This window comes from Halomonas sp. PBN3, from assembly GCF_000475415.1.
GTDB classification, from domain to species: Bacteria; Pseudomonadota; Gammaproteobacteria; order Pseudomonadales; family Halomonadaceae; genus Halomonas; species Halomonas shengliensis.
Window position 1 is genome coordinate 16,629 of the sequence record NZ_AXCA01000124.1, and the last position, 16,174, is coordinate 32,802.

Annotated in this window: 20 protein-coding genes and 1 other RNA gene; 7 read left to right on the plus strand and 14 right to left on the minus strand. The window is 59.1% G+C overall.

Annotated features, from left to right (window positions below):
* Nucleotides 1-38 precede the first annotated feature (38 nt).
* The gene (gene fur / locus Q673_RS24550) at nucleotides 39-485 is read right to left on the minus strand and encodes a ferric iron uptake transcriptional regulator (RefSeq protein WP_023005325.1); all 447 of its coding nucleotides are present in this window, start codon (nucleotides 483-485) and stop codon (nucleotides 39-41) included.
* Nucleotides 486-557: 72 nt separating this feature from the next.
* Between fur and Q673_RS24555 the strand changes: the two genes are divergently transcribed.
* The gene (locus tag Q673_RS24555; protein WP_023005326.1) at nucleotides 558-983 is read left to right on the plus strand and encodes an outer membrane protein assembly factor BamE; all 426 of its coding nucleotides are present in this window, start codon (nucleotides 558-560) and stop codon (nucleotides 981-983) included.
* A gap of 60 nt (nucleotides 984-1,043) precedes the next feature.
* Here the strand turns inward: Q673_RS24555 and Q673_RS24560 are convergent, their stop codons facing one another.
* Both Q673_RS24560 and Q673_RS24565 read right to left on the minus strand, forming a co-directional pair.
* Entirely contained in the window at nucleotides 1,044-1,340 is a 297-nt protein-coding gene (locus Q673_RS24560; RefSeq protein ID WP_023005327.1) for an RnfH family protein, read from the minus strand.
* A 3-nt stretch (nucleotides 1,341-1,343) separates the two neighbouring features.
* Entirely contained in the window at nucleotides 1,344-1,778 is a 435-nt protein-coding gene (locus Q673_RS24565) for a type II toxin-antitoxin system RatA family toxin (RefSeq protein WP_031217852.1), read from the minus strand.
* 128 nt (nucleotides 1,779-1,906) lie between these two features.
* Between Q673_RS24565 and smpB the strand changes: the two genes are divergently transcribed.
* The 3 genes from smpB to Q673_RS24575 all read left to right on the plus strand — a co-directional run bounded on the left by smpB (nucleotide 1,907) and on the right by Q673_RS24575 (nucleotide 4,280).
* Complete coding sequence (smpB, locus tag Q673_RS24570; RefSeq protein ID WP_023005329.1) at nucleotides 1,907-2,398, plus strand: SsrA-binding protein SmpB; 492 nt, start codon at nucleotides 1,907-1,909, stop codon at nucleotides 2,396-2,398.
* Nucleotides 2,399-2,438: 40 nt separating this feature from the next.
* Nucleotides 2,439-2,819, plus strand: a transfer-messenger RNA (tmRNA) gene (gene ssrA / locus Q673_RS35930).
* Nucleotides 2,820-3,080: 261 nt separating this feature from the next.
* Entirely contained in the window at nucleotides 3,081-4,280 is a 1,200-nt protein-coding gene (locus Q673_RS24575) for a tyrosine-type recombinase/integrase (RefSeq protein WP_031217854.1), read from the plus strand.
* 159 nt (nucleotides 4,281-4,439) lie between these two features.
* On the opposite strand, the gene Q673_RS36480 is transcribed toward Q673_RS24575, so the two are convergent.
* Together Q673_RS36480 and Q673_RS36485 are read right to left on the minus strand one after the other, a co-directional pair.
* Nucleotides 4,440-5,276 carry a hypothetical protein gene (locus Q673_RS36480; protein ID WP_152527087.1) on the minus strand — a complete coding sequence of 279 codons (837 nt, stop codon included), beginning with the start codon at nucleotides 5,274-5,276 and terminating at the stop codon, nucleotides 4,440-4,442.
* Complete coding sequence (locus Q673_RS36485; protein ID WP_152527088.1) at nucleotides 5,273-5,788, minus strand: hypothetical protein; 516 nt, start codon at nucleotides 5,786-5,788, stop codon at nucleotides 5,273-5,275. The genes Q673_RS36480 and Q673_RS36485 overlap by 4 nt, the downstream gene beginning before the upstream one ends.
* A gap of 423 nt (nucleotides 5,789-6,211) precedes the next feature.
* Here Q673_RS36485 and Q673_RS35935 point away from each other — a divergent pair, with 423 nt between their 5' ends.
* Together Q673_RS35935 and Q673_RS24585 are read left to right on the plus strand one after the other, a co-directional pair.
* Nucleotides 6,212-7,387, plus strand: a complete 1,176-nt coding sequence (locus tag Q673_RS35935) for a plasmid recombination protein (RefSeq protein ID WP_081711994.1) — start codon at nucleotides 6,212-6,214, stop codon at nucleotides 7,385-7,387.
* Between the two features lie 178 nt (nucleotides 7,388-7,565).
* Nucleotides 7,566-7,745 carry a helix-turn-helix transcriptional regulator gene (locus Q673_RS24585; protein WP_023005333.1) on the plus strand — a complete coding sequence of 60 codons (180 nt, stop codon included), beginning with the start codon at nucleotides 7,566-7,568 and terminating at the stop codon, nucleotides 7,743-7,745.
* A 135-nt stretch (nucleotides 7,746-7,880) separates the two neighbouring features.
* Here the strand turns inward: Q673_RS24585 and Q673_RS24590 are convergent, their stop codons facing one another.
* The 6 genes from Q673_RS24590 to Q673_RS24615 form a co-directional block, all read right to left on the minus strand.
* Nucleotides 7,881-9,380, minus strand: a complete 1,500-nt coding sequence (locus Q673_RS24590) for a DEAD/DEAH box helicase (RefSeq protein WP_031217856.1) — start codon at nucleotides 9,378-9,380, stop codon at nucleotides 7,881-7,883.
* Nucleotides 9,377-9,931, minus strand: coding sequence for a hypothetical protein (locus tag Q673_RS24595; protein ID WP_023005335.1), 555 nt, complete (start codon nucleotides 9,929-9,931; stop codon nucleotides 9,377-9,379). The genes Q673_RS24590 and Q673_RS24595 overlap by 4 nt, the downstream gene beginning before the upstream one ends.
* Entirely contained in the window at nucleotides 9,928-10,128 is a 201-nt protein-coding gene (locus Q673_RS24600; RefSeq protein WP_023005336.1) for a hypothetical protein, read from the minus strand. The genes Q673_RS24595 and Q673_RS24600 overlap by 4 nt, the downstream gene beginning before the upstream one ends.
* Before the next feature lie 524 nt (nucleotides 10,129-10,652).
* Nucleotides 10,653-11,414 carry an amino acid ABC transporter ATP-binding protein gene (locus Q673_RS24605; RefSeq protein WP_023005337.1) on the minus strand — a complete coding sequence of 254 codons (762 nt, stop codon included), beginning with the start codon at nucleotides 11,412-11,414 and terminating at the stop codon, nucleotides 10,653-10,655.
* Nucleotides 11,411-12,085 carry an amino acid ABC transporter permease gene (locus Q673_RS24610; RefSeq protein WP_023005338.1) on the minus strand — a complete coding sequence of 225 codons (675 nt, stop codon included), beginning with the start codon at nucleotides 12,083-12,085 and terminating at the stop codon, nucleotides 11,411-11,413. The genes Q673_RS24605 and Q673_RS24610 overlap by 4 nt, the downstream gene beginning before the upstream one ends.
* Nucleotides 12,086-12,102: 17 nt before the next feature.
* Nucleotides 12,103-12,861, minus strand: coding sequence for an amino acid ABC transporter substrate-binding protein (locus Q673_RS24615; RefSeq protein ID WP_023005339.1), 759 nt, complete (start codon nucleotides 12,859-12,861; stop codon nucleotides 12,103-12,105).
* A 463-nt stretch (nucleotides 12,862-13,324) separates the two neighbouring features.
* Here Q673_RS24615 and Q673_RS24620 point away from each other — a divergent pair, with 463 nt between their 5' ends.
* Nucleotides 13,325-13,528, plus strand: coding sequence for a helix-turn-helix transcriptional regulator (locus Q673_RS24620; RefSeq protein WP_023005340.1), 204 nt, complete (start codon nucleotides 13,325-13,327; stop codon nucleotides 13,526-13,528).
* A gap of 923 nt (nucleotides 13,529-14,451) precedes the next feature.
* On the opposite strand, the gene phnP is transcribed toward Q673_RS24620, so the two are convergent.
* The 3 genes from phnP to Q673_RS24635 form a co-directional block, all read right to left on the minus strand.
* A complete protein-coding gene (gene phnP / locus Q673_RS24625) occupies nucleotides 14,452-15,231 on the minus strand; it encodes a phosphonate metabolism protein PhnP (RefSeq protein ID WP_023005341.1) in 780 nt (259 codons plus the stop codon).
* A complete protein-coding gene (phnN, locus tag Q673_RS24630) occupies nucleotides 15,228-15,770 on the minus strand; it encodes a ribose 1,5-bisphosphokinase (RefSeq protein ID WP_023005342.1) in 543 nt (180 codons plus the stop codon). Before phnN ends, phnP begins: the two co-directional genes overlap by 4 nt.
* A partial coding sequence (locus Q673_RS24635) for an amidohydrolase family protein (protein WP_023005343.1) occupies nucleotides 15,770-16,174 on the minus strand: 405 nt, incomplete at its 5' end. The genes Q673_RS24635 and phnN, both read right to left, overlap by 1 nt.

The following is a 16,174-nucleotide window of genomic DNA, read 5'->3' on the forward strand; positions in this document are numbered from 1 at the left end:
ATCGGGGCCGTCGTGCAGGCCAGTCAGGGCGGTGACCGCTACTTGCGGGGCGGGCCGTCCTGGCGGGTGACGCTGGAGCCGCGCGGGCGCACATAGAGCACCAGGGCGTGGTCGACGAGCTCGTAGCCGTGCTCCTCGGCGATCTCCTGCTGGCGGCGCTCGATCAGCTCGTCGAAGAACTCGACGATCTCGCCGCTCTCCAGGCACACCATATGGTCATGGTGCTCCTCCTGAGAGATCTCGAACACGGCATGGCCGCCGTCGAAATTGTGGCGCACCACCAGGCCCGCGGTCTCGAACTGGGTCAGGACCCGGTAGACGGTGGCCAGGCCCACATCCTCGCCGGCATCGAGGAGTGTCTTGTAGACGTCCTCGGCGCTCATGTGATGCTCGCCCTGTGCGTTCTCCAGGATCTGCAGGATCTTCACGCGGGGCAGGGTCACCTTCAGACCGGCCTTGCGTAATTCATGGTTCTGGTCGGCCATGGTCGCTCTTCGCAGTATCGGGTAGGGTCGGGTATGATCGACCGAAACCACGATAGTGAAGAACAGGCGCAAATGCAAAAGTTGACCAGAATCGTCACCCTTACCGCCGCCCTGGTGCTGGCCAGCGGCTGCAGCTACTTCGGCGTCTACAAGCGCGACATTCCCCAGGGCAACCTGGTGACCGCCGAGATGGTCGAGCAGCTGCGCCCGGGCATGACCCGCGACGACGTCATCTATGTGATGGGTCGCCCGCTGCTGGAGGCCCCCTTCGACGCCAACCAGTGGGACTACCTCTTCTATCTGGACAAGGCCTACGCGGGCGTCGAGCGGCGCCGGGTCACGCTGACCTTCGACGGCAATCGCCTGGTCGACATCCAGCGCGAGGGGGAGCTCGAGGGCGAGATCGAGATGACGCCGAGCGAAGGCGCCCCGCTGCCCGACGGGGCCACCACCACCCCGCTGGTCACCCCCAACGCGGCCCCCGCCGACCAGCGCTGATCCCGGCGCCCCAGCCTGAACCCACGCTGACGCCCCGCCGCGGCCACGCCCGGCGGGGCGTCAGCGTCTGGCGGCGGCGCGCGCCTGGCGGGCGGCCTTGGGATCGATGATCAACGGCCGGTAGACCTCGACCCGGTCTCCCGCCCGCAGCCGATGGGTGCCGGGCTCCCGCAGCCGCCGGCCGAAGAGCCCCAGGTCGGCCTCGGCGAAGGTCGCCGGGTCCACCTCAGGGAAGTACTCCGGCAGGTCGGCCAGCGCCACGGCCTGGCGGGCGGTGGTGCCCAGCGGCACCCGCAGGGGGAGGATCCGCTGGCGCCTAGGCAGGGCGAAGGCCACCTCGATGTCGATCTCGGCCATGGCTCAGCGCCCGTAGAGCTCGTCGGCGCGGCGGGTGAAGGCGTCCACCAGCTGGCCGGCGACCTGCTGGAAGAGCTTGCCGAAGGCCATGCCGATCAGGCGGTTAGCGAACTCGAATTCCATCTCCAGGCTCACCTTGCAGGCGCTCTCGCCCATGGGCGTGAACAGCCAGCGGCCACGCAGGCGCTTGAAGGGGCCGCTGACCAGCGACATCTCGATGCGCTCCGGCTCGATCAGGTCGTTGCGGGTCATGATGCTCTGTTCGATGCCGGCGCGGCCCAGGGTCATCTCGCCCACCAGGTGCGACTCGTCGCGCTCCACCAGCCGCGCACGGCGACAGCCCGGCAGGAACTCCGGATAGCGTTCGAAGTCGTTGACCAGGTCGAACATGTCCTGGGGGGTGTGCCGCACCATGGCGGTTCGGTTGACCGTTGGCATTGCGCTCCTCGCTGACTTCACGGTGCCCAGGGCGTATCATGAGTCGTCATTTTCAGGCCTTGAATGGTACCACGCTTCCCCCCATGTGGAGGGGAGCCGCCACGGGCAAGGACACGATACGAGGTTTCATGGCCAACAAGAAAGGCAAGGGCAAGGGCCCCGGCAGCAACGTCATCGCCTTGAACAAGAAGGCGCGCTTCGAGTACCACATCGACGAGACCTTCGAGGCGGGCCTGGTGCTGGCCGGCTGGGAGGTCAAGAGCCTGCGCGCCGGCAAGGCCCAGCTGACCGATACCTATATCCTGGTCAAGAACGGCGAGGCGTGGCTGCTGGGCAGCCATATCATGCCGCTCAACACCGCCAGCACCCACGAGGTCGCCGACCCGACACGGACCCGCAAGCTGCTGCTGCATCGCAAGGAGATCGCCAAGATCTTCTCGCGCACCCAGGACAAGGGGCACACCTGCGTGCCGCTCAAGCTCTACTGGAAGGGCAACCGGGTGAAGTGCGAGCTGGCGCTGGTGACCGGCAAGAAGTTGCACGACAAGCGCGCCACCGAGAAGGACCGCGACTGGCAGCGTCAGAAGGGCCGCATCATGCGGGAACAAAACCGCGGCTGATCTGTCATAAGTTCCGAGATCCTGTTAGGATGCCTGTTGAGGGGGCGACATGGTTTCGACGCCGGTGACAACCCCTGCGGTGCATGCCGAGAGCGTGATGTATCTCGTAAATCCAACATCACGACTAAATAGTCGCAAACGACGACAACTACGCTCAGGGCGCGCTGGCAGCGTAAAAACTGCTAGCTTCTAGCCCGGCCCCGAAGTGATGTGCCCATTCATCACGGAGGGGATACGAGCCAAGACTGATGGGATCGCGATCGGTAGCGTCCTCATGCCGGTCGTTAAACCTAAGAGGAATCGCGTCGCTGGATCCTGACCGTCGGAGCCAGAGGCGTTAAAGCAAAAGACGGAATCTAAGCATGTAGAGCCAATGGGCGCGTGCTGGCGGACGCGGGTTCAATTCCCGCCGCCTCCACCAACCACAGGTTTCAGGAGTTACCAAGAAACGCCAGAAACCGCATGAACAGGGGCCTCCGGGCCCCTTTCTTGTTTCAGGAGTTCCCAGGTCATCCTTTGACATACCCCCAACGATGGGGGTACATCTGGGGGTACATCGTCGAAACCATAATCTGGTACCCCCAACTCGCCGCAGACCGCATCAGCCGGGCTTCTGAGTCGCCTCGCAGGTGCAAGGCGGACCACGATGGGGGTACCTGCCAAGCTCGCTGCGAGGTCCCCCATGAGCCGCCAGATCAACAAGCTGTCAGCCACCGCCGTGAAGACGGCGAAGCCCAAGGACAAGACCACCAGGATGGCCGATGGCGGAGGGCTCTATCTTGAGATCCGACCGACTGGCAGCAAGTACTGGCGAATGAAGTACCGCTTTGCTGGCAAGGAAAAGCTACTCGCGATCGGCACCTACCCGGATGTAACGCTGGCGGACGCGCGAAAAGCGCGCGACAAGGCCAAGGAGCAGTTAGCCGAGGAGGTGGACCCCAGCATGGCCAAGCAGCTCGAGCGCCAGCTCGGACAACAGGTAGCAGCCAACACGTTCCAGCTGGTGGCACAGGAATGGCTGGAGCGGGTCCACCAGCATGACGTCGTGCCTGATCACTACCAGCGGAACCGCCGACGACTCGAGCGCGACGCCTTTCCAGTCATCGGCAAAAGACCGCTTTCCGAGATCACCGCAGCTGAACTATTGACCTGCCTGCGCCGCATCGAGGACCGGGGCCACATAGAAACTGCCCATCGCGTGAAGGCTCTTTGCGGGCAAGTGTTTCGCTACGGCATTTCCACAGGGCGTGCCGAGCGCGACCCCACTCCGGACCTCCGCGGTGCTCTACGGCCTAACAAGACCAAACACTACGCCGCAATCACTGAGCCCGACGATGTCGCAGAGCTGCTTCGGGCCATCGATGGCTACGGAGGGCAGCCCGTCACCATTGCCGCTTTGAAACTCGCCCCGCTCGTTTTCACGCGCCCCGGCGAGCTCCGCCACGCAAAATGGGCTGACATTGACCTTGAGGATGCGACATGGTCCTTCGTAGCCAGCAAAACTGATCAGCCACTGATCGTGCCTCTACCCACGCAGGCCGTGGACATCCTGCGCGATCTTCATGGCCTTACAGGCAGGTCAGAGTTCGTCTTCCCCGGTGCACGCAGTAATAAGCGCCCCATGAGCAATGTTGCGATGAAAGCCGCGCTTGATCAAATGGGTTTCAAGAATAAAATGACAGTTCATGGGTTTCGCGCAATGGCTAGAACCATCCTTGCGGAGAGACTCGGCTACCCAGAGAATTACATTGAACAACAGCTTGCACACACAGTAAGAGACACTAATGGCCGCGCCTATAATCGGACACAGTATTTGGAACAGCGCCGCGAAATGCTTCAATCATGGGCTAATTATCTAGACGGACTACGCAGAAAAACCTGAATTTCATGTATTGAAAATGGCACACCACTTCCCAAGGTGACGTCACTTACGTTTGCGAGAAAGATGTGGCGCGACAGCCTGTAAAGCGAGACAAACTAGAAAAGCCCCTACCTGCACTCACCTACGCACATAGGGGGCTTTTCAGAAACAATCACATCACTACGCCTTGATTCCTAAAATTTCATCCATCTTCTCGAATTCAGACTCAATAGCATCAGAAAAACTCCGTGAAGAACTGAACAAGGAAATCTTCCTAGACAACTTCAAAACCTCACTTTTTACTCCCCCATCCATGCCAGACCCTTTCTCACCCCTGACCTCTTGTAATTTATCAAGTTCATCCAATAGATCTTCAATTAAATTATAATGATAATTAGAGATCTCCCAGGCGGTCATCCCAAACTCTCTGCTCTTAACAACAGCATTACTCTCCTGAAAATACAAGAACTTATTTAGCCCTTTACTTTTAGCAATCTCCGAAATTCCAGGAAAATAATATTCAACATCGCCATCATCAAAATTTTTACGAACTCGAGTCAAACAGAAACAAACCTTCGCCTTAAGTCCTTTGAACAGCTCATCAATTAACTCAAAAGTTAATTCCACAGATCTTACTTGCGGCCCCATTTCCAGTATATAGTCACCCTCCGAGGCCACAGGAATCATCACATGGTCAATATCCCGTAGAAGGTCGAGCTCATATGCATACTTCAAAAAAGTAAGAGTTGATCCATTGCCACCCACATCTAAGACACAATTGTCCACAACTTCAATATCGCGCTTCAGCTGTTCAACAGCTTCCATTGGATCAGTGGAGAGGTCTACATATTTTGAATCAATAATCGTGTTCGAATAGCCAGAGGAATCCTTGGAATCAGCATTGATATCAAAAATTTTAACTTTTTTATCTCTAGATAAAAAATAGGGCGCAACAAACTGTACTGCCGAGCATGACCTTGCCACTCCACCTTTGGGATTAATTAGCATAATATTCATTTTTCACCTTCTATATCGCTTAGCCCTAGAACACATTCAAGCTTTTCCCTCGCCTTCAGCACCTTCCTATTTTTCTCATACATTACATCGCCACCTAGATCGCCTCGATGGCCTTCACAAGGACTTGCATCTTCTTTTTTTGCATCATCCATCTCACAACCCGATGAAGAATTTTTCTCATACCGTTCTCCACCTCCATTCTCAAAAGCTTCCCCACCTCTACTCTTCCGGTTAATCCTTTTGCGACCCGGAACCTTGATATAGCCATCCTCTTTAATTTCCTTACAAACTCTTGACAATGTCGACCTAGATATCTTTATCCCTTTTTCATTCAAATCCCTCGCAACCTTGCTACATCCCGAAATCGACACAGCCTTCAACAAGTCCTCTTCGTGCCCAATTAGATGAAGGCGCGCCTCAGAGAACCTGCTCTCACTGAATGAGACCCTATTACAATCAACTTCCGCCAATGACTGCAAGGTCTCACTGATAACCTTGGGATCAACCATCATGCCTCCATTCGTCACCATGTATGTAACCACCATACCATTCCACCCAAGGGCAATAGGGATCTCCAAGGCAATTTTTTTCAAAAAATTTCAGCTCGAGTCGTGGCCAGTGTCTGAGCATATTGGTGAACACGCATGAGCAAGACGTGAGCATCTGGTGATCAGGTAACGAGCAGCCCCGTGCTCACCCACCGACCACCTAATCATCAGCAGCTTCACCAACTAATGATCAACCTCTCAGCATATAAATTAAGGCCGCCTGAAGCTGACGATACATTCCACAGGGTTAGGGGGTTAGTCCAATTCTGTAAAGAGTCTAACCCTCACACAGGACTAACCTGCAGTTCACAGGGTTAACCCAGAAACCCTATTGGGTGGGTCGTTCATGCTAGGGTGATTGGCATAGTGACAACTACCGGAGGAATCATGCCGACCTACCAGTTCATCCGCATTCAGGGATACCCCCGAGGACCGGCCAGGAAGAAGGGCACCTTGGCATCGGTCCTGGCAGAAGGGCGACGAGATCCGAGTCATTCACGCCACGTGGGCGCCCCTGAGATCGAGGTCACCCCGGTCGATGCCGAGTGGAGCTCCCTGAGGGAGTACCAGGCATGGATCGAAACCACGATGGCCCAGTCAGTGTCACCGCAAAATATCAAGGGCAAAGTGGTGGAGCGGAAAGTCAGGAAAGACGCGACGGCGATTGGTACTGTCATCGCAAGCCTCCCGACAGAAACAAAAGACACCTCTCTTGAGAAGATCAGGCAGTTCCGCAATGAGTGTATCGACTGGTTAAAAGTTTATCTTAAAAAAGCAGGCATGCGCCTGAATTACTGCGTCCTTCACTTGGACGAGAACTACCCACACCTGCATCTATGGTTCACTCCTGGTCGTGAAATGCTCGCTCGCAGGGAATGGGCCATGAGTTACGTGACCAATCCATCAGTAATAGTTAAACAGAATTTTCGCCAGAATTTCTATAGAGATGTGGGTCGACGATATGTTGACGAGCTTGAGAAGCCAAAAGAAGAGCGCCGCCGTCGCATTCCAAGTCGCGCAGTCGCCGCGGCTAATCGCTTACCTCCCGGAGAGCCAAATAGTGATGGCTCTATTATGGGGTTGCCCGTTGCCAAAGAGAGTAACTCATCAGACGCCGATCACCATTCATCGATCACCCCCGGCATGATTGAGAGGTCCCCTTTCTACATCAGGACAGTCCGCCGCATGATTGAAGCGGCACTCCAGCAGCGCCAGCGGATTGGGGATCTCACAGAAGAGCAAATCATTCGCTTATTTGCGGAGCGCTCTGGCGCATCAGAGGAGTGCTGCGGAGGTATTATCGACAACATGCTTGCCGAGCGAAGTAAAGATACCGACAACACAACTCATCGGCCGACGAGGTCTGTCTTGGAAGACCTCAGGAAGTCTCATGAAAGTTCATCAGGTAGTCCCTCCCCTGCCGCCGGCACCAGCGATACTCGCCATACCGAGACCCCCCCTGGTGACTCCGGGAACTCCCCTGATGGAGTCATGGGCACGCCGACACTCGACAGACTCAAGTCTGGCAGGCGCCTCAAGAGGAACAACCCGCCTGAGAGATAGATGCCCCATGGCCTGGGGCTGACCCTACGGCCCGCCCATCAGGCAGGCATCAAGGCGCCCACCAGAGCGCATCGCCCCACCACGCGGTGCGCGTTTTTTTGGTGCTGTCGCCGCAAATTCCCGAAATTGACCCCTGTATTAGAGGTGAGACCAAAACTCACCAAAATCAGGAGGTCCCATGACCCAGCTCATTCGTAAATCCGTCGTTCTCCAACGTTGCGGCATCAGCCAGAGCTCGCTGTACCGGCAAATCAAGGAAGGAAAATTCCCACGTCCCATCCTGATTTCAGAACGTTGTGTGGCCTGGGTAGAGCACGAGGTGGATGCGTGGATGGAGGAAAAGCGGAGAAACCGATAATCCCTGCCTCCAGCCATTCAGGATCAAAACCAACGGCAACATAGGGATACTGCCCTCGCATGGCCCGAGGGCAGCCCCCTTCTCCTTCACAAGCTGGGAGAAGGGGGCTGCCTCCCATGAGACGGAAAGGCGCAATTACAGCTTAAGCGTCGCTATATGTGCGATGAAACGCCGGGAGAAGGCCATATCCTGCTCCCAGCGCGCGGCAGTTGTCGATGCCGAGGCTGCGCTACCGAAGGCAACACCGGCAGTATCGGGTACAGAATCTCGGGCCTCCCCGGGCTCTTCTGCCGCTTCCTGCTCACCCGTCGAGCTGCTGCTACTTGATCCTCGTCCGTCCGCTTCAGTTGGGACTACCGACACCACGGCTTTTTCCTCCGGCAGGTCATCCGCGATCCGGTGTGCATAGCGCCGCAGAATTGGTTCATTGATCACCACCAGGTGGCAGTCTGGATCCTGCTCCCCCATGCGGCGGATGATGCGCCCGAGCACCTGGCGAAAGTGCTGCTCGGTACGCACATGGCTCAGGTAGCAGCACACACGCAGTCGCGGAATGTCGACACCCTCACTGATCATCCCCACCGACACGACCCAAGCCTGAGCGGACTCGCGAAATGCCTGCAGTCTGCTATGAGCATGGGGAGTCTGGCTGGTCACCAGACACGCATCCTCGCCTCGGTCGCCCAACCACTCGGCAATGTCCTCGGCATGTTCGATGTCTGACGCCACCACCAGCCCTCCCGCTGCCGGCTGTATGCGACGCAACTCCGACAGTCTGGCGATACCCCGCTCGAGCACGTACGCCATGGGAGCCTCATGGCGTAGCAAGTCCCCATAGCCTACCCGCGCGCCCCGAAGCAGACGCGGAATGCTGGTGAACTGTTTCTGCTTCTTCGGCTTCCTGCTCCGTGGATCGGTCACGGTGAGCGAGATGCGCCGATTGTCCACCAGTTGGATCAGCGGCAGGCGACACACCCCATCGCGTACTGCTTGTTGCAGGGTGTATACGAAATCCGGTACCAGACGCTGCTGTAGCGCCGCCTCACCGCTCTCACTCTCCTGGGTACCCTGCGGCAAGTCCAGGTACCGCAATAGCGGCAGGCAGCTGCCATCGGTACGCCAAGGTGTCCCCGACAGGGCCAGAGTCAGGGCCATGTTGCGCTCCAGGAGCAACAGCGCCTGGCCCCATTCATTCGCCCCCTTCTGGGTTCCGGGCAATCGCCCGGCATGATGGCTCTCATCCCAGATCAGCAGCACCCGGAACTGTCTACCCAACTGCTGCAGCGTCTGCAGGCGTGAACGCAGCGACTGATAGGTGTAGCAACCACCCCGAGCGCCCAACTGACCGTCCATGGCCAGTCCCGTCACCTCGGACAGTGTCTGCTCGGCACGGCTCACTACGTCTCGGCTCGGCCCCAGGTAGAGAACGAAGTCGACATCTCCCCGTTCCAGCAGCAGGCCGGCTAGCACCGCGGACATCAGCATCTTGCCAGCCCCTGGCGTCGCCTGGCACAGGAAATGCGGCCGCGTGGGTGACAGCTGCTGCATGGCCTTGTCCACACAGCGCTGCTGCCACTCACGCAGCGGAGGATAGTGTAGAGAGGGAGTAGATGGCGAAGTATCAGGGAGCTTCATTTATCACCTCCTGCCTGAGCCAGCCGCTGTCGCACCTCGGCATAGGCCCTTAGCTTCTCGCTAAGAGCCCTCGCCTGAGCTTTCTCCTGATCAAATAGCGGGGCGACGTCACTGCGTGCGTTTGGATATTTCGCAGCGATCTCCCGGAACGCCTGCAGGCGGTGGTCACTCGCTTCCATCTGCTCACGCAGCGCTTCACAGTCCTGCTCTAGCCTGAGATCCAACTCGCCATGGGCATGTCCATCGCCCTCTCCAGTCGTGTCAGAGTCATCCTGGTCGGAATCAGCGGGAAATGCCGGCGTCGCCTGGTACAAAACACGACGCGCACCAACCTTTCCTACTCGCTCCACCCAACCGAGCTGTTCATACCGTGCCACCTGCCCGCGCACGTAATAGCGCAGCGTTTGCAGGCCGAAGTCGGACAGCTCGGGGTGGGCACACAACTCATCGCGAAGCCCACACTGCGTGAAGGTTTCACCACCAACGGCCTTCTGCTGCAGCAAGGCACGTAGCGGCGCAGCGGCCAGGGGATGAATCGATCGACGGCTCATGACACCACCCCCTGGTCCTGCGCCGCGGACGCGACAATGGACTCAAGCTGGCGGGCCTTGTGCATGTGGTGTTCATAGCGCTGATAGCGCACACGCAGGCTGCTGTCGGAGAAGAGGGCGGCGCGCGCCATGGCGCGATGGGCCGCCGCGCGTGAGGCAGCACTAAGTGACCTCAGACGGGAAAGACGAGTTGTCATTGGCATGACTCCTTTGGTTCAGAGTCACCCCCGGTTGCGACCAAACAACGAATGGAGGCGACTGCACGCAGGTTGGCCGACCGGCACCAAAGGAAACCGGCAACCCCGAAGGGTTCCCACGCACAGCCGCCATAACTGACGAGCACAAAAAAACGCCGTCAACATGGGCGCTGGTGCGCCTTTGGTATTTCGACCGGCCAAGGTCGGCTGGGCATATGGCCCCAGCAACTTCAAAGTACCTCGCCGATGCGGTTCTGTAAACCCAGCCCAAGGCTATCGCAGTAGAGAATCACCTCCACTGGGCGCTTGACGTCACCATGCAGGAAGACCCGAGTCGCCACCGCCGAGATCATGGTCTTGAAAACCTAGCCATGCTGCGCCGACTGGCGTTCAGCGTGGCCAAGTTAGAGCCTTCCAAAGGGGCAATGAAAGGTAAGCGAAAGCAGACAGGCTGGAATGACGACTACTTGCTGAACCTCAATCGCCAGTTCGCTCAACTGCGATAGCCCTGGCAGGAATTCGGCTCAGGTCGGGGTGTCGATTGTTACCTGGGTTGCCAGAACCTTGTGCAGGAAATCTCGTGTCCGGGGATCCTGTGGTGAGCTGAAGAGCTGGTCGGGGGGCCCCTGTTCGACGATTCGCCCCCCCTCCATGAAGATTACCCGGTCCGCGACGTCCCGGGCGAAGCTCATCTCGTGAGTGACGACCAGCATGGTCTGGCGTTCGCGCGCCAGCTGCTTCATCAGGTTCAGAACCTCCTCGACCCATTCCGGATCCAGCGAGGAGGTCGGTTCGTCGAACAGGATCACCTCGGCCTGGGCCGCCATGGCACGGCCGATGCCGACTCGCTGCTGCTGTCCACCTGACAGGGAGGCGGGGTAAGCATCGGCCTTGTCGGCCAGGCCGATGCGCTCCAGGATCTCCCTGGCCCGCGCATGCGCCTTCTCCTTCGGCCAGCGATTGACCACGATCAGTCCCTCGGCGATGTTCTCCAGCGCCGTCTTGTTGGCGAACAGCGCGTAGTTCTGGAAAACGAAGGCCGTGCGCCGCCGGGCGGTCAGGATGTCAGCACGGCTGGCTCGGGTGACGTCCACGTCCAGATCGCCGATGGTCAGCCGTCCGGCATCCGGGCGCTCGAGGAAGTTCAAGCAGCGCAGCAGTGTGGACTTGCCGGTCCCCGAGGGGCCAATGACAACGATGATCTCGCCCTGCTCGATAGCCAGGTCGATGCCGTCGAGCACGGCGGTTCCTCCGAAGCGCTTGACGAGTCCAGTTACCTTGATCATCGGCGATACGCCTCGTTGAGTCGGATTTCCAGGCGCCGCTGGAACCAGGCCAGCAGCTCGACGATGACCCAGTAGAAGATCGCCACCGTGATGAAGGCCTCAAAGTAGAGGAAGCTACCGGCGGCCTCCTTCTGGGTGGCGCCCATCAGCTCGGTGACCCCCAGGGTGAAGGCCAGGGAGGTCGCCTTGATCATGTCGATGAAGTAGTTCATCAGCGTGGGCACCGCCACGCGTGTGGCCTGGGGCAGCACAATGCGACGCATCAGCTGGCCATTGGTCATGCCGATGGAGAGGGCCGCCTCCGTCTGGCTGCGGTCGACCCCCACGATGGCGGCGCGGATCGATTCCGCCATGTAGGCCGAGAAGTGCAGGGTCAAGCCCATGATGGTGGCGGTAATGCCGTTGATCTGGGTCAGGAAGGCCAGCAGCTGGGGCAAGCCGTAGTAGAACAGGAACAGCTGCACCAGCAGTGGTGTGCCGCGAAAGAAGGAGATGAACAGCAGGGTGGCGGCGTTGAGGCCCGGGATGCGCAGCACGCGGATCACTGCCAGGCCGCAGGCCAGCACCAGCGCCAGCGCCATCCCCACGGCAGCCATCTGCAGGGTCAGCGGCAGGTAGCGCAGCAGGATGGGCACCAACCCCAGCATGTAGTCGACGTCGAGTACTTGCATGGAAGCGGCTCAGTGCCTCAGCGGCGAGTGATGTCGGTGCCGAACCACTCTTCCGAGATGGCCGCGAGCTCACCCGATTCACGCAGGCTGGTCAGGGCGGCGTTCACCCGGTCACGCAAGGCTCGGTCCTCTTCGGTGTCACGGAACGGCAGGGCGTTGCGGATCTCGGAGAAGGGCTGGCCGGCCAGTGCCAGGGGCAGCGGTTTCTCCTTGATGACCTGGCTGGCACTCACCCGGTCCATGACGAAAGCGTCGACACGTCCCAGGGCGGTATCCTGTTCGATGTTGCTCTCGTAGGTGCGGATGTCTATCTCGTCGGCGTAGGGCAGTTCGCGCAGCAGCTCCTCGTAGTTGGAGCCGAGGTTGACGGCGACTGTCTTGCCTTTCAGGTCCTCGACGCTCTGGATCTCCTCGTTGCCTTCCCGGACCACAACCTGGGCGCCGTCGTAGACGTAGGGCTCGGTAAAGACGTACTTCGCGGTGCGTTCTTCGGTGATGGTGATCTGGTTGGCGATGGTATCGATCCGGCCGGACTCGAGCATGCCAAATAGCCCCGAGAAGTTTGCCGTGACGAACTCGACCTCGCTATCCATCTCCTCGGCCACTGCCTCCATCACGTCGACCTCGAAGCCCTGAAGCTTGTCCTGCTCAACGAAGGTGAAGGGGAAATAGCCGCCAGACATGCCGACCTTGATGGTGTGCTCATCGGCCTGGGTCAGGCCGCCAGCGGTCATCAGGCCTGCGGCCATGGCGGTAAGGGCTAAGCGCTTGAGCATGGGTAGCTCCTGTATATCTGCTGAAGTCAGGGAAGGGATCGCGACGTCTGTGTCGCTGCTGGATACACATTAAAGAATAAGAAGGCGTTTTTACAATAGCCTTTGGTTATTTGAGCTGCTGTCTCTGCCGGTCCTCGCGTGCCGGCGCTCTGAGCCCTGGTGCCGGGAAAGCCGTAAGCGGTGCTTCCATCTGCGATAGCCCTGCCGGGTCCGGTCACCCGGTCGAGCATCAGGCAGCTCAGCCAATGGGGGATAGGCTTAATGTAGTCCTTTTGCAGACCGATGCGACGCGTCGGTAGTGTCCTGCGGTGCCTGTCCAGGCCGTCGATCAGCACCCACTCGATGAAGGCCTCGGCGGATAACGGAAGGCGAATGAAAAATTGCCGCTGCCATCGCAAATCCAAGCAAATTGACCCCTGTATTAGGGATGCAGCATCGAAAATGCATTCCAAGGAGGTTGAAAATGAGTCATTGGATTTTCCTGCGTCGCCATGAGGTTCTGGAGCGTTGCGCAATCAGCAACACCACCCTGCACCGCCTTATCACCGACGGCCATTTTCCCCAGCCGGTTCAGATCGGTCCGCGTTCGGTAGCCTGGATAGAGGAGGAGATCGAGGACTGGATCAATGAAAAAATCAAAGAGCGCGACAGGAAAGCAGCTTCATAAATAGCTAACCCGTCTGGGGAAGGCACCGGACTTTACTGATGGTGCCTTCCCTTCCACCTGCTGCCATCATCACCAATACGTCGGAAGCAACTACAATCTGGACATTTCAATTAGCGTGCTAAGGTATCCAGGGATACTCCCCTACTTCAGCTCACAAAACCTGTCCCTCATGAATCTTAAAAAGATTATAAATTACAATAGCTTATGGAGTTATCAATTTTTGCGTAAAAAGGGATAAAAAGCTATGACTCACCAGTAGCCGTTCGCGCAATGGTGCCCATTGCTCGAATTGTGCCCAAAGAGTTGCTATCCACAGCCAGCCACACCGCCATGGCAAGCTTTACACCCCTGGAATTGTTGCAGTGATTCTTGCCACAAGACATCACAGGCTTCTGGGCCATCAGTATCTCTAACATGACCTAATCCACATCACGTTGGGAATAGACGACGCTTGAACCAGAGACCCTCTCTGCCATACCGTGTTGATTCTACAACGCAGTATGGCTCCAACGTGATCTAATCCACATCACGTTGGAAATAGACCACGTTTGATCCACATACCTCTCTGCCACACCGTGTTGAATCTACGACGCAGTTCGGCTCCCGCGCCGTTGAGGTGAAAGCCCCCCGCGGACGGGAGGATGGCCGGCGCGCGCAGAACAGGGCAACGTAGCCTGGAATGCAGCATGCCTCCAACGTGATCTAATCCGGATTACGTTGGGAATAGACGACGTTTGAACCAGAGACCCTCTCTGCCACACCGTGCTGAATCTACAACGCAGTATGGTTCCAACGTGATCTATTCCACATCACGTTGGGAATAGACGACGTTTAAACCAGAGATCCTCTCTGCCACACCGTGTTGATCCTGATTCTACAACGCAGTACAGCTTCCAAGAGGTTTCGGTGAAGGTCACAGTGGCTCACACCGTGAGCATCGACGCACAGAACAGATTCACCTCCTCACCGTCGTGTGCCACGCGCACATTGGCCGGAAAAGCGCAACCCCCCTCGATCAGCTCCCGGTCTAGCTCGTGGCTGATGTGGGTCAGATAGGCCATCGGCACCGCCAGCCGCTCGACGATCTGCACGGCAAGTGCCGGGGTATTGTGGTTGCGGGGCTCATTGACGCGACTCGGATAGCCGCAGTCCAGCACCACCACGTCCGGCTGCCATTCACGCAGGAAGCGCTCGGTCGCCCCGGGCAGGCCACAGGTGTCGGTCAGGTAGGCCAGCCGTCCTCCCCCATCATCCAGACAGTAGCCCAGCGTCGGTTTACTGTGGTTGAGCGGGACCGGCGTCACCGTCAGCGACGGGAGCGACAAGGGCTTGAAGGGCTTGAGAGGCACCTGGAAGTCGAGCACACCGGGATGACGATAGAGGTCGGCACATCCCTGGGGGTCCTTGGGGCCATAGACAGGGATCGACTCGCCACACCCCCAGCGCAGATGCAGCAGCCCCTGCACGTGGTCGGGGTGATAGTGGGTGAGCAGGATGGCGTCAGGGCGATGTCGCTGGCAGCGCTCGGCCAGGTCCATCTCTCCGGCATCCAGCAGGTAGCGATGTCCGTCGACCTCGACCTCGGCGCTGCAGGGCCCGCGCCGGGCGCTGGTGATCACCCGCGCCCTTGCACAGGCGGTACAGTCACAGCCGAAGCAAGGCACCTGGGCGCTGTCGCCGGTGCCGGTGAAGCGAAACTTCACGCCATGACCTCCCCGACGACCAGCCGCTCCAGGGCCGCCAAGGTCCCATCCAGTGGCCCCCCATTATCCAGGCGCGGTACCTCGGGCAACGCATCACGCAGCTCGCGATGGCGGGCCAGACGGGATTCGATCTCGGCCTCGTCCTCTCGCCCGCGGCGTCTTAACCGCCCGCGCAGGACCTCGTCCGAGGCGATCATCACCACCGGCTTCAGCGCCGCACCGAAACGCGCCCTGGCCGATGGCAACGCACGCCGACTGCCGTTGACCAGCACCACACGGTCGCGAGCCAGCCAGGCGTCGAGTTCGATGCCCAGGCCATAGTGGAGGCCATGGGCCTCCCAGCTCAGTGCGAACAGGCCAGCGTGCTGTCTGGCCAGGAACTCCTCCGGTGTCAGGGCGACGCTGTTCTCCGACGCTCCGCTCTCCCGTGTCACGTAGCGGTGGGCGACAAGCCACTCGGGATAGCGCTGACGTGCAGCAGCCAGCAGCGTGTCCTTGCCCACACCACTGGCTCCGACCAGATAAATCAGCCGGCCCATCAGTGCACCTGCCGTCCGGCGCACCACACCCGCTGGACCAGCGGATGTTCATCCACCACCCGCACTCGCAGCAGGTCGGCCCGAAGGCCTGTGGCCAGTCGCCCGCGGTCCTCCAGACCCACCGCCTGTGCCGGAGTACGGGTGGCCGTGGCCACGGCCCGTGGCAGAGAGTAACCCCCTTCCGTGGCGGCAATGCGGAAGACGGCATCCAGCAGCGCCGCCGGGTAGTAGTCCGATGACAGCACATCGAGCACGCCAAGGGATACCAACTCCGCTGCGGCGATATTGCCAGAGTGAGATCCGCCGCGGACCACGTTGGGCGCGCCCATCATCACCGCCAGCCCGTGACGGTGGGAGGCCTCGGCCGCCTCGCGCGTGGTGGGGAACTCCGCCACCCGGGTGCC

Bases quoted from the DNA above. Each gene is read 5' to 3' on its own strand.
- phnN (WP_023005342.1), bottom strand. From the start codon at position 15,770: ATGGGCCGGCTGATTTATCTGGTCGGAGCCAGTGGTGTGGGCAAGGAC.
- fur (WP_023005325.1), bottom strand. From the start codon at position 485: ATGGCCGACCAGAACCATGAATTACGCAAGGCCGGTCTGAAGGTGACC.
- Q673_RS24600 (WP_023005336.1), bottom strand. From the start codon at position 10,128: ATGACAACTCGTCTTTCCCGTCTGAGGTCACTTAGTGCTGCCTCACGC.
- Q673_RS36485 (WP_152527088.1), bottom strand. From the start codon at position 5,788: ATGATGGTTGATCCCAAGGTTATCAGTGAGACCTTGCAGTCATTGGCG.
- Q673_RS36480 (WP_152527087.1), bottom strand. From the start codon at position 5,276: ATGAATATTATGCTAATTAATCCCAAAGGTGGAGTGGCAAGGTCATGC.
- Q673_RS24590 (WP_031217856.1), bottom strand. From the start codon at position 9,380: ATGAAGCTCCCTGATACTTCGCCATCTACTCCCTCTCTACACTATCCT.
- Q673_RS24555 (WP_023005326.1), top strand. From the start codon at position 558: ATGCAAAAGTTGACCAGAATCGTCACCCTTACCGCCGCCCTGGTGCTG.
- Q673_RS35935 (WP_081711994.1), top strand. From the start codon at position 6,212: ATGCCGACCTACCAGTTCATCCGCATTCAGGGATACCCCCGAGGACCG.
- Q673_RS24575 (WP_031217854.1), top strand. From the start codon at position 3,081: ATGAGCCGCCAGATCAACAAGCTGTCAGCCACCGCCGTGAAGACGGCG.
- Q673_RS24615 (WP_023005339.1), bottom strand. From the start codon at position 12,861: ATGCTCAAGCGCTTAGCCCTTACCGCCATGGCCGCAGGCCTGATGACC.
- Q673_RS24595 (WP_023005335.1), bottom strand. From the start codon at position 9,931: ATGAGCCGTCGATCGATTCATCCCCTGGCCGCTGCGCCGCTACGTGCC.
- Q673_RS24605 (WP_023005337.1), bottom strand. From the start codon at position 11,414: ATGATCAAGGTAACTGGACTCGTCAAGCGCTTCGGAGGAACCGCCGTG.
- Q673_RS24560 (WP_023005327.1), bottom strand. From the start codon at position 1,340: ATGGCCGAGATCGACATCGAGGTGGCCTTCGCCCTGCCTAGGCGCCAG.
- Q673_RS24610 (WP_023005338.1), bottom strand. From the start codon at position 12,085: ATGCAAGTACTCGACGTCGACTACATGCTGGGGTTGGTGCCCATCCTG.
- Q673_RS24620 (WP_023005340.1), top strand. From the start codon at position 13,325: ATGAGTCATTGGATTTTCCTGCGTCGCCATGAGGTTCTGGAGCGTTGC.
- Q673_RS24565 (WP_031217852.1), bottom strand. From the start codon at position 1,778: ATGCCAACGGTCAACCGAACCGCCATGGTGCGGCACACCCCCCAGGAC.
- smpB (WP_023005329.1), top strand. From the start codon at position 1,907: ATGGCCAACAAGAAAGGCAAGGGCAAGGGCCCCGGCAGCAACGTCATC.
- Q673_RS24585 (WP_023005333.1), top strand. From the start codon at position 7,566: ATGACCCAGCTCATTCGTAAATCCGTCGTTCTCCAACGTTGCGGCATC.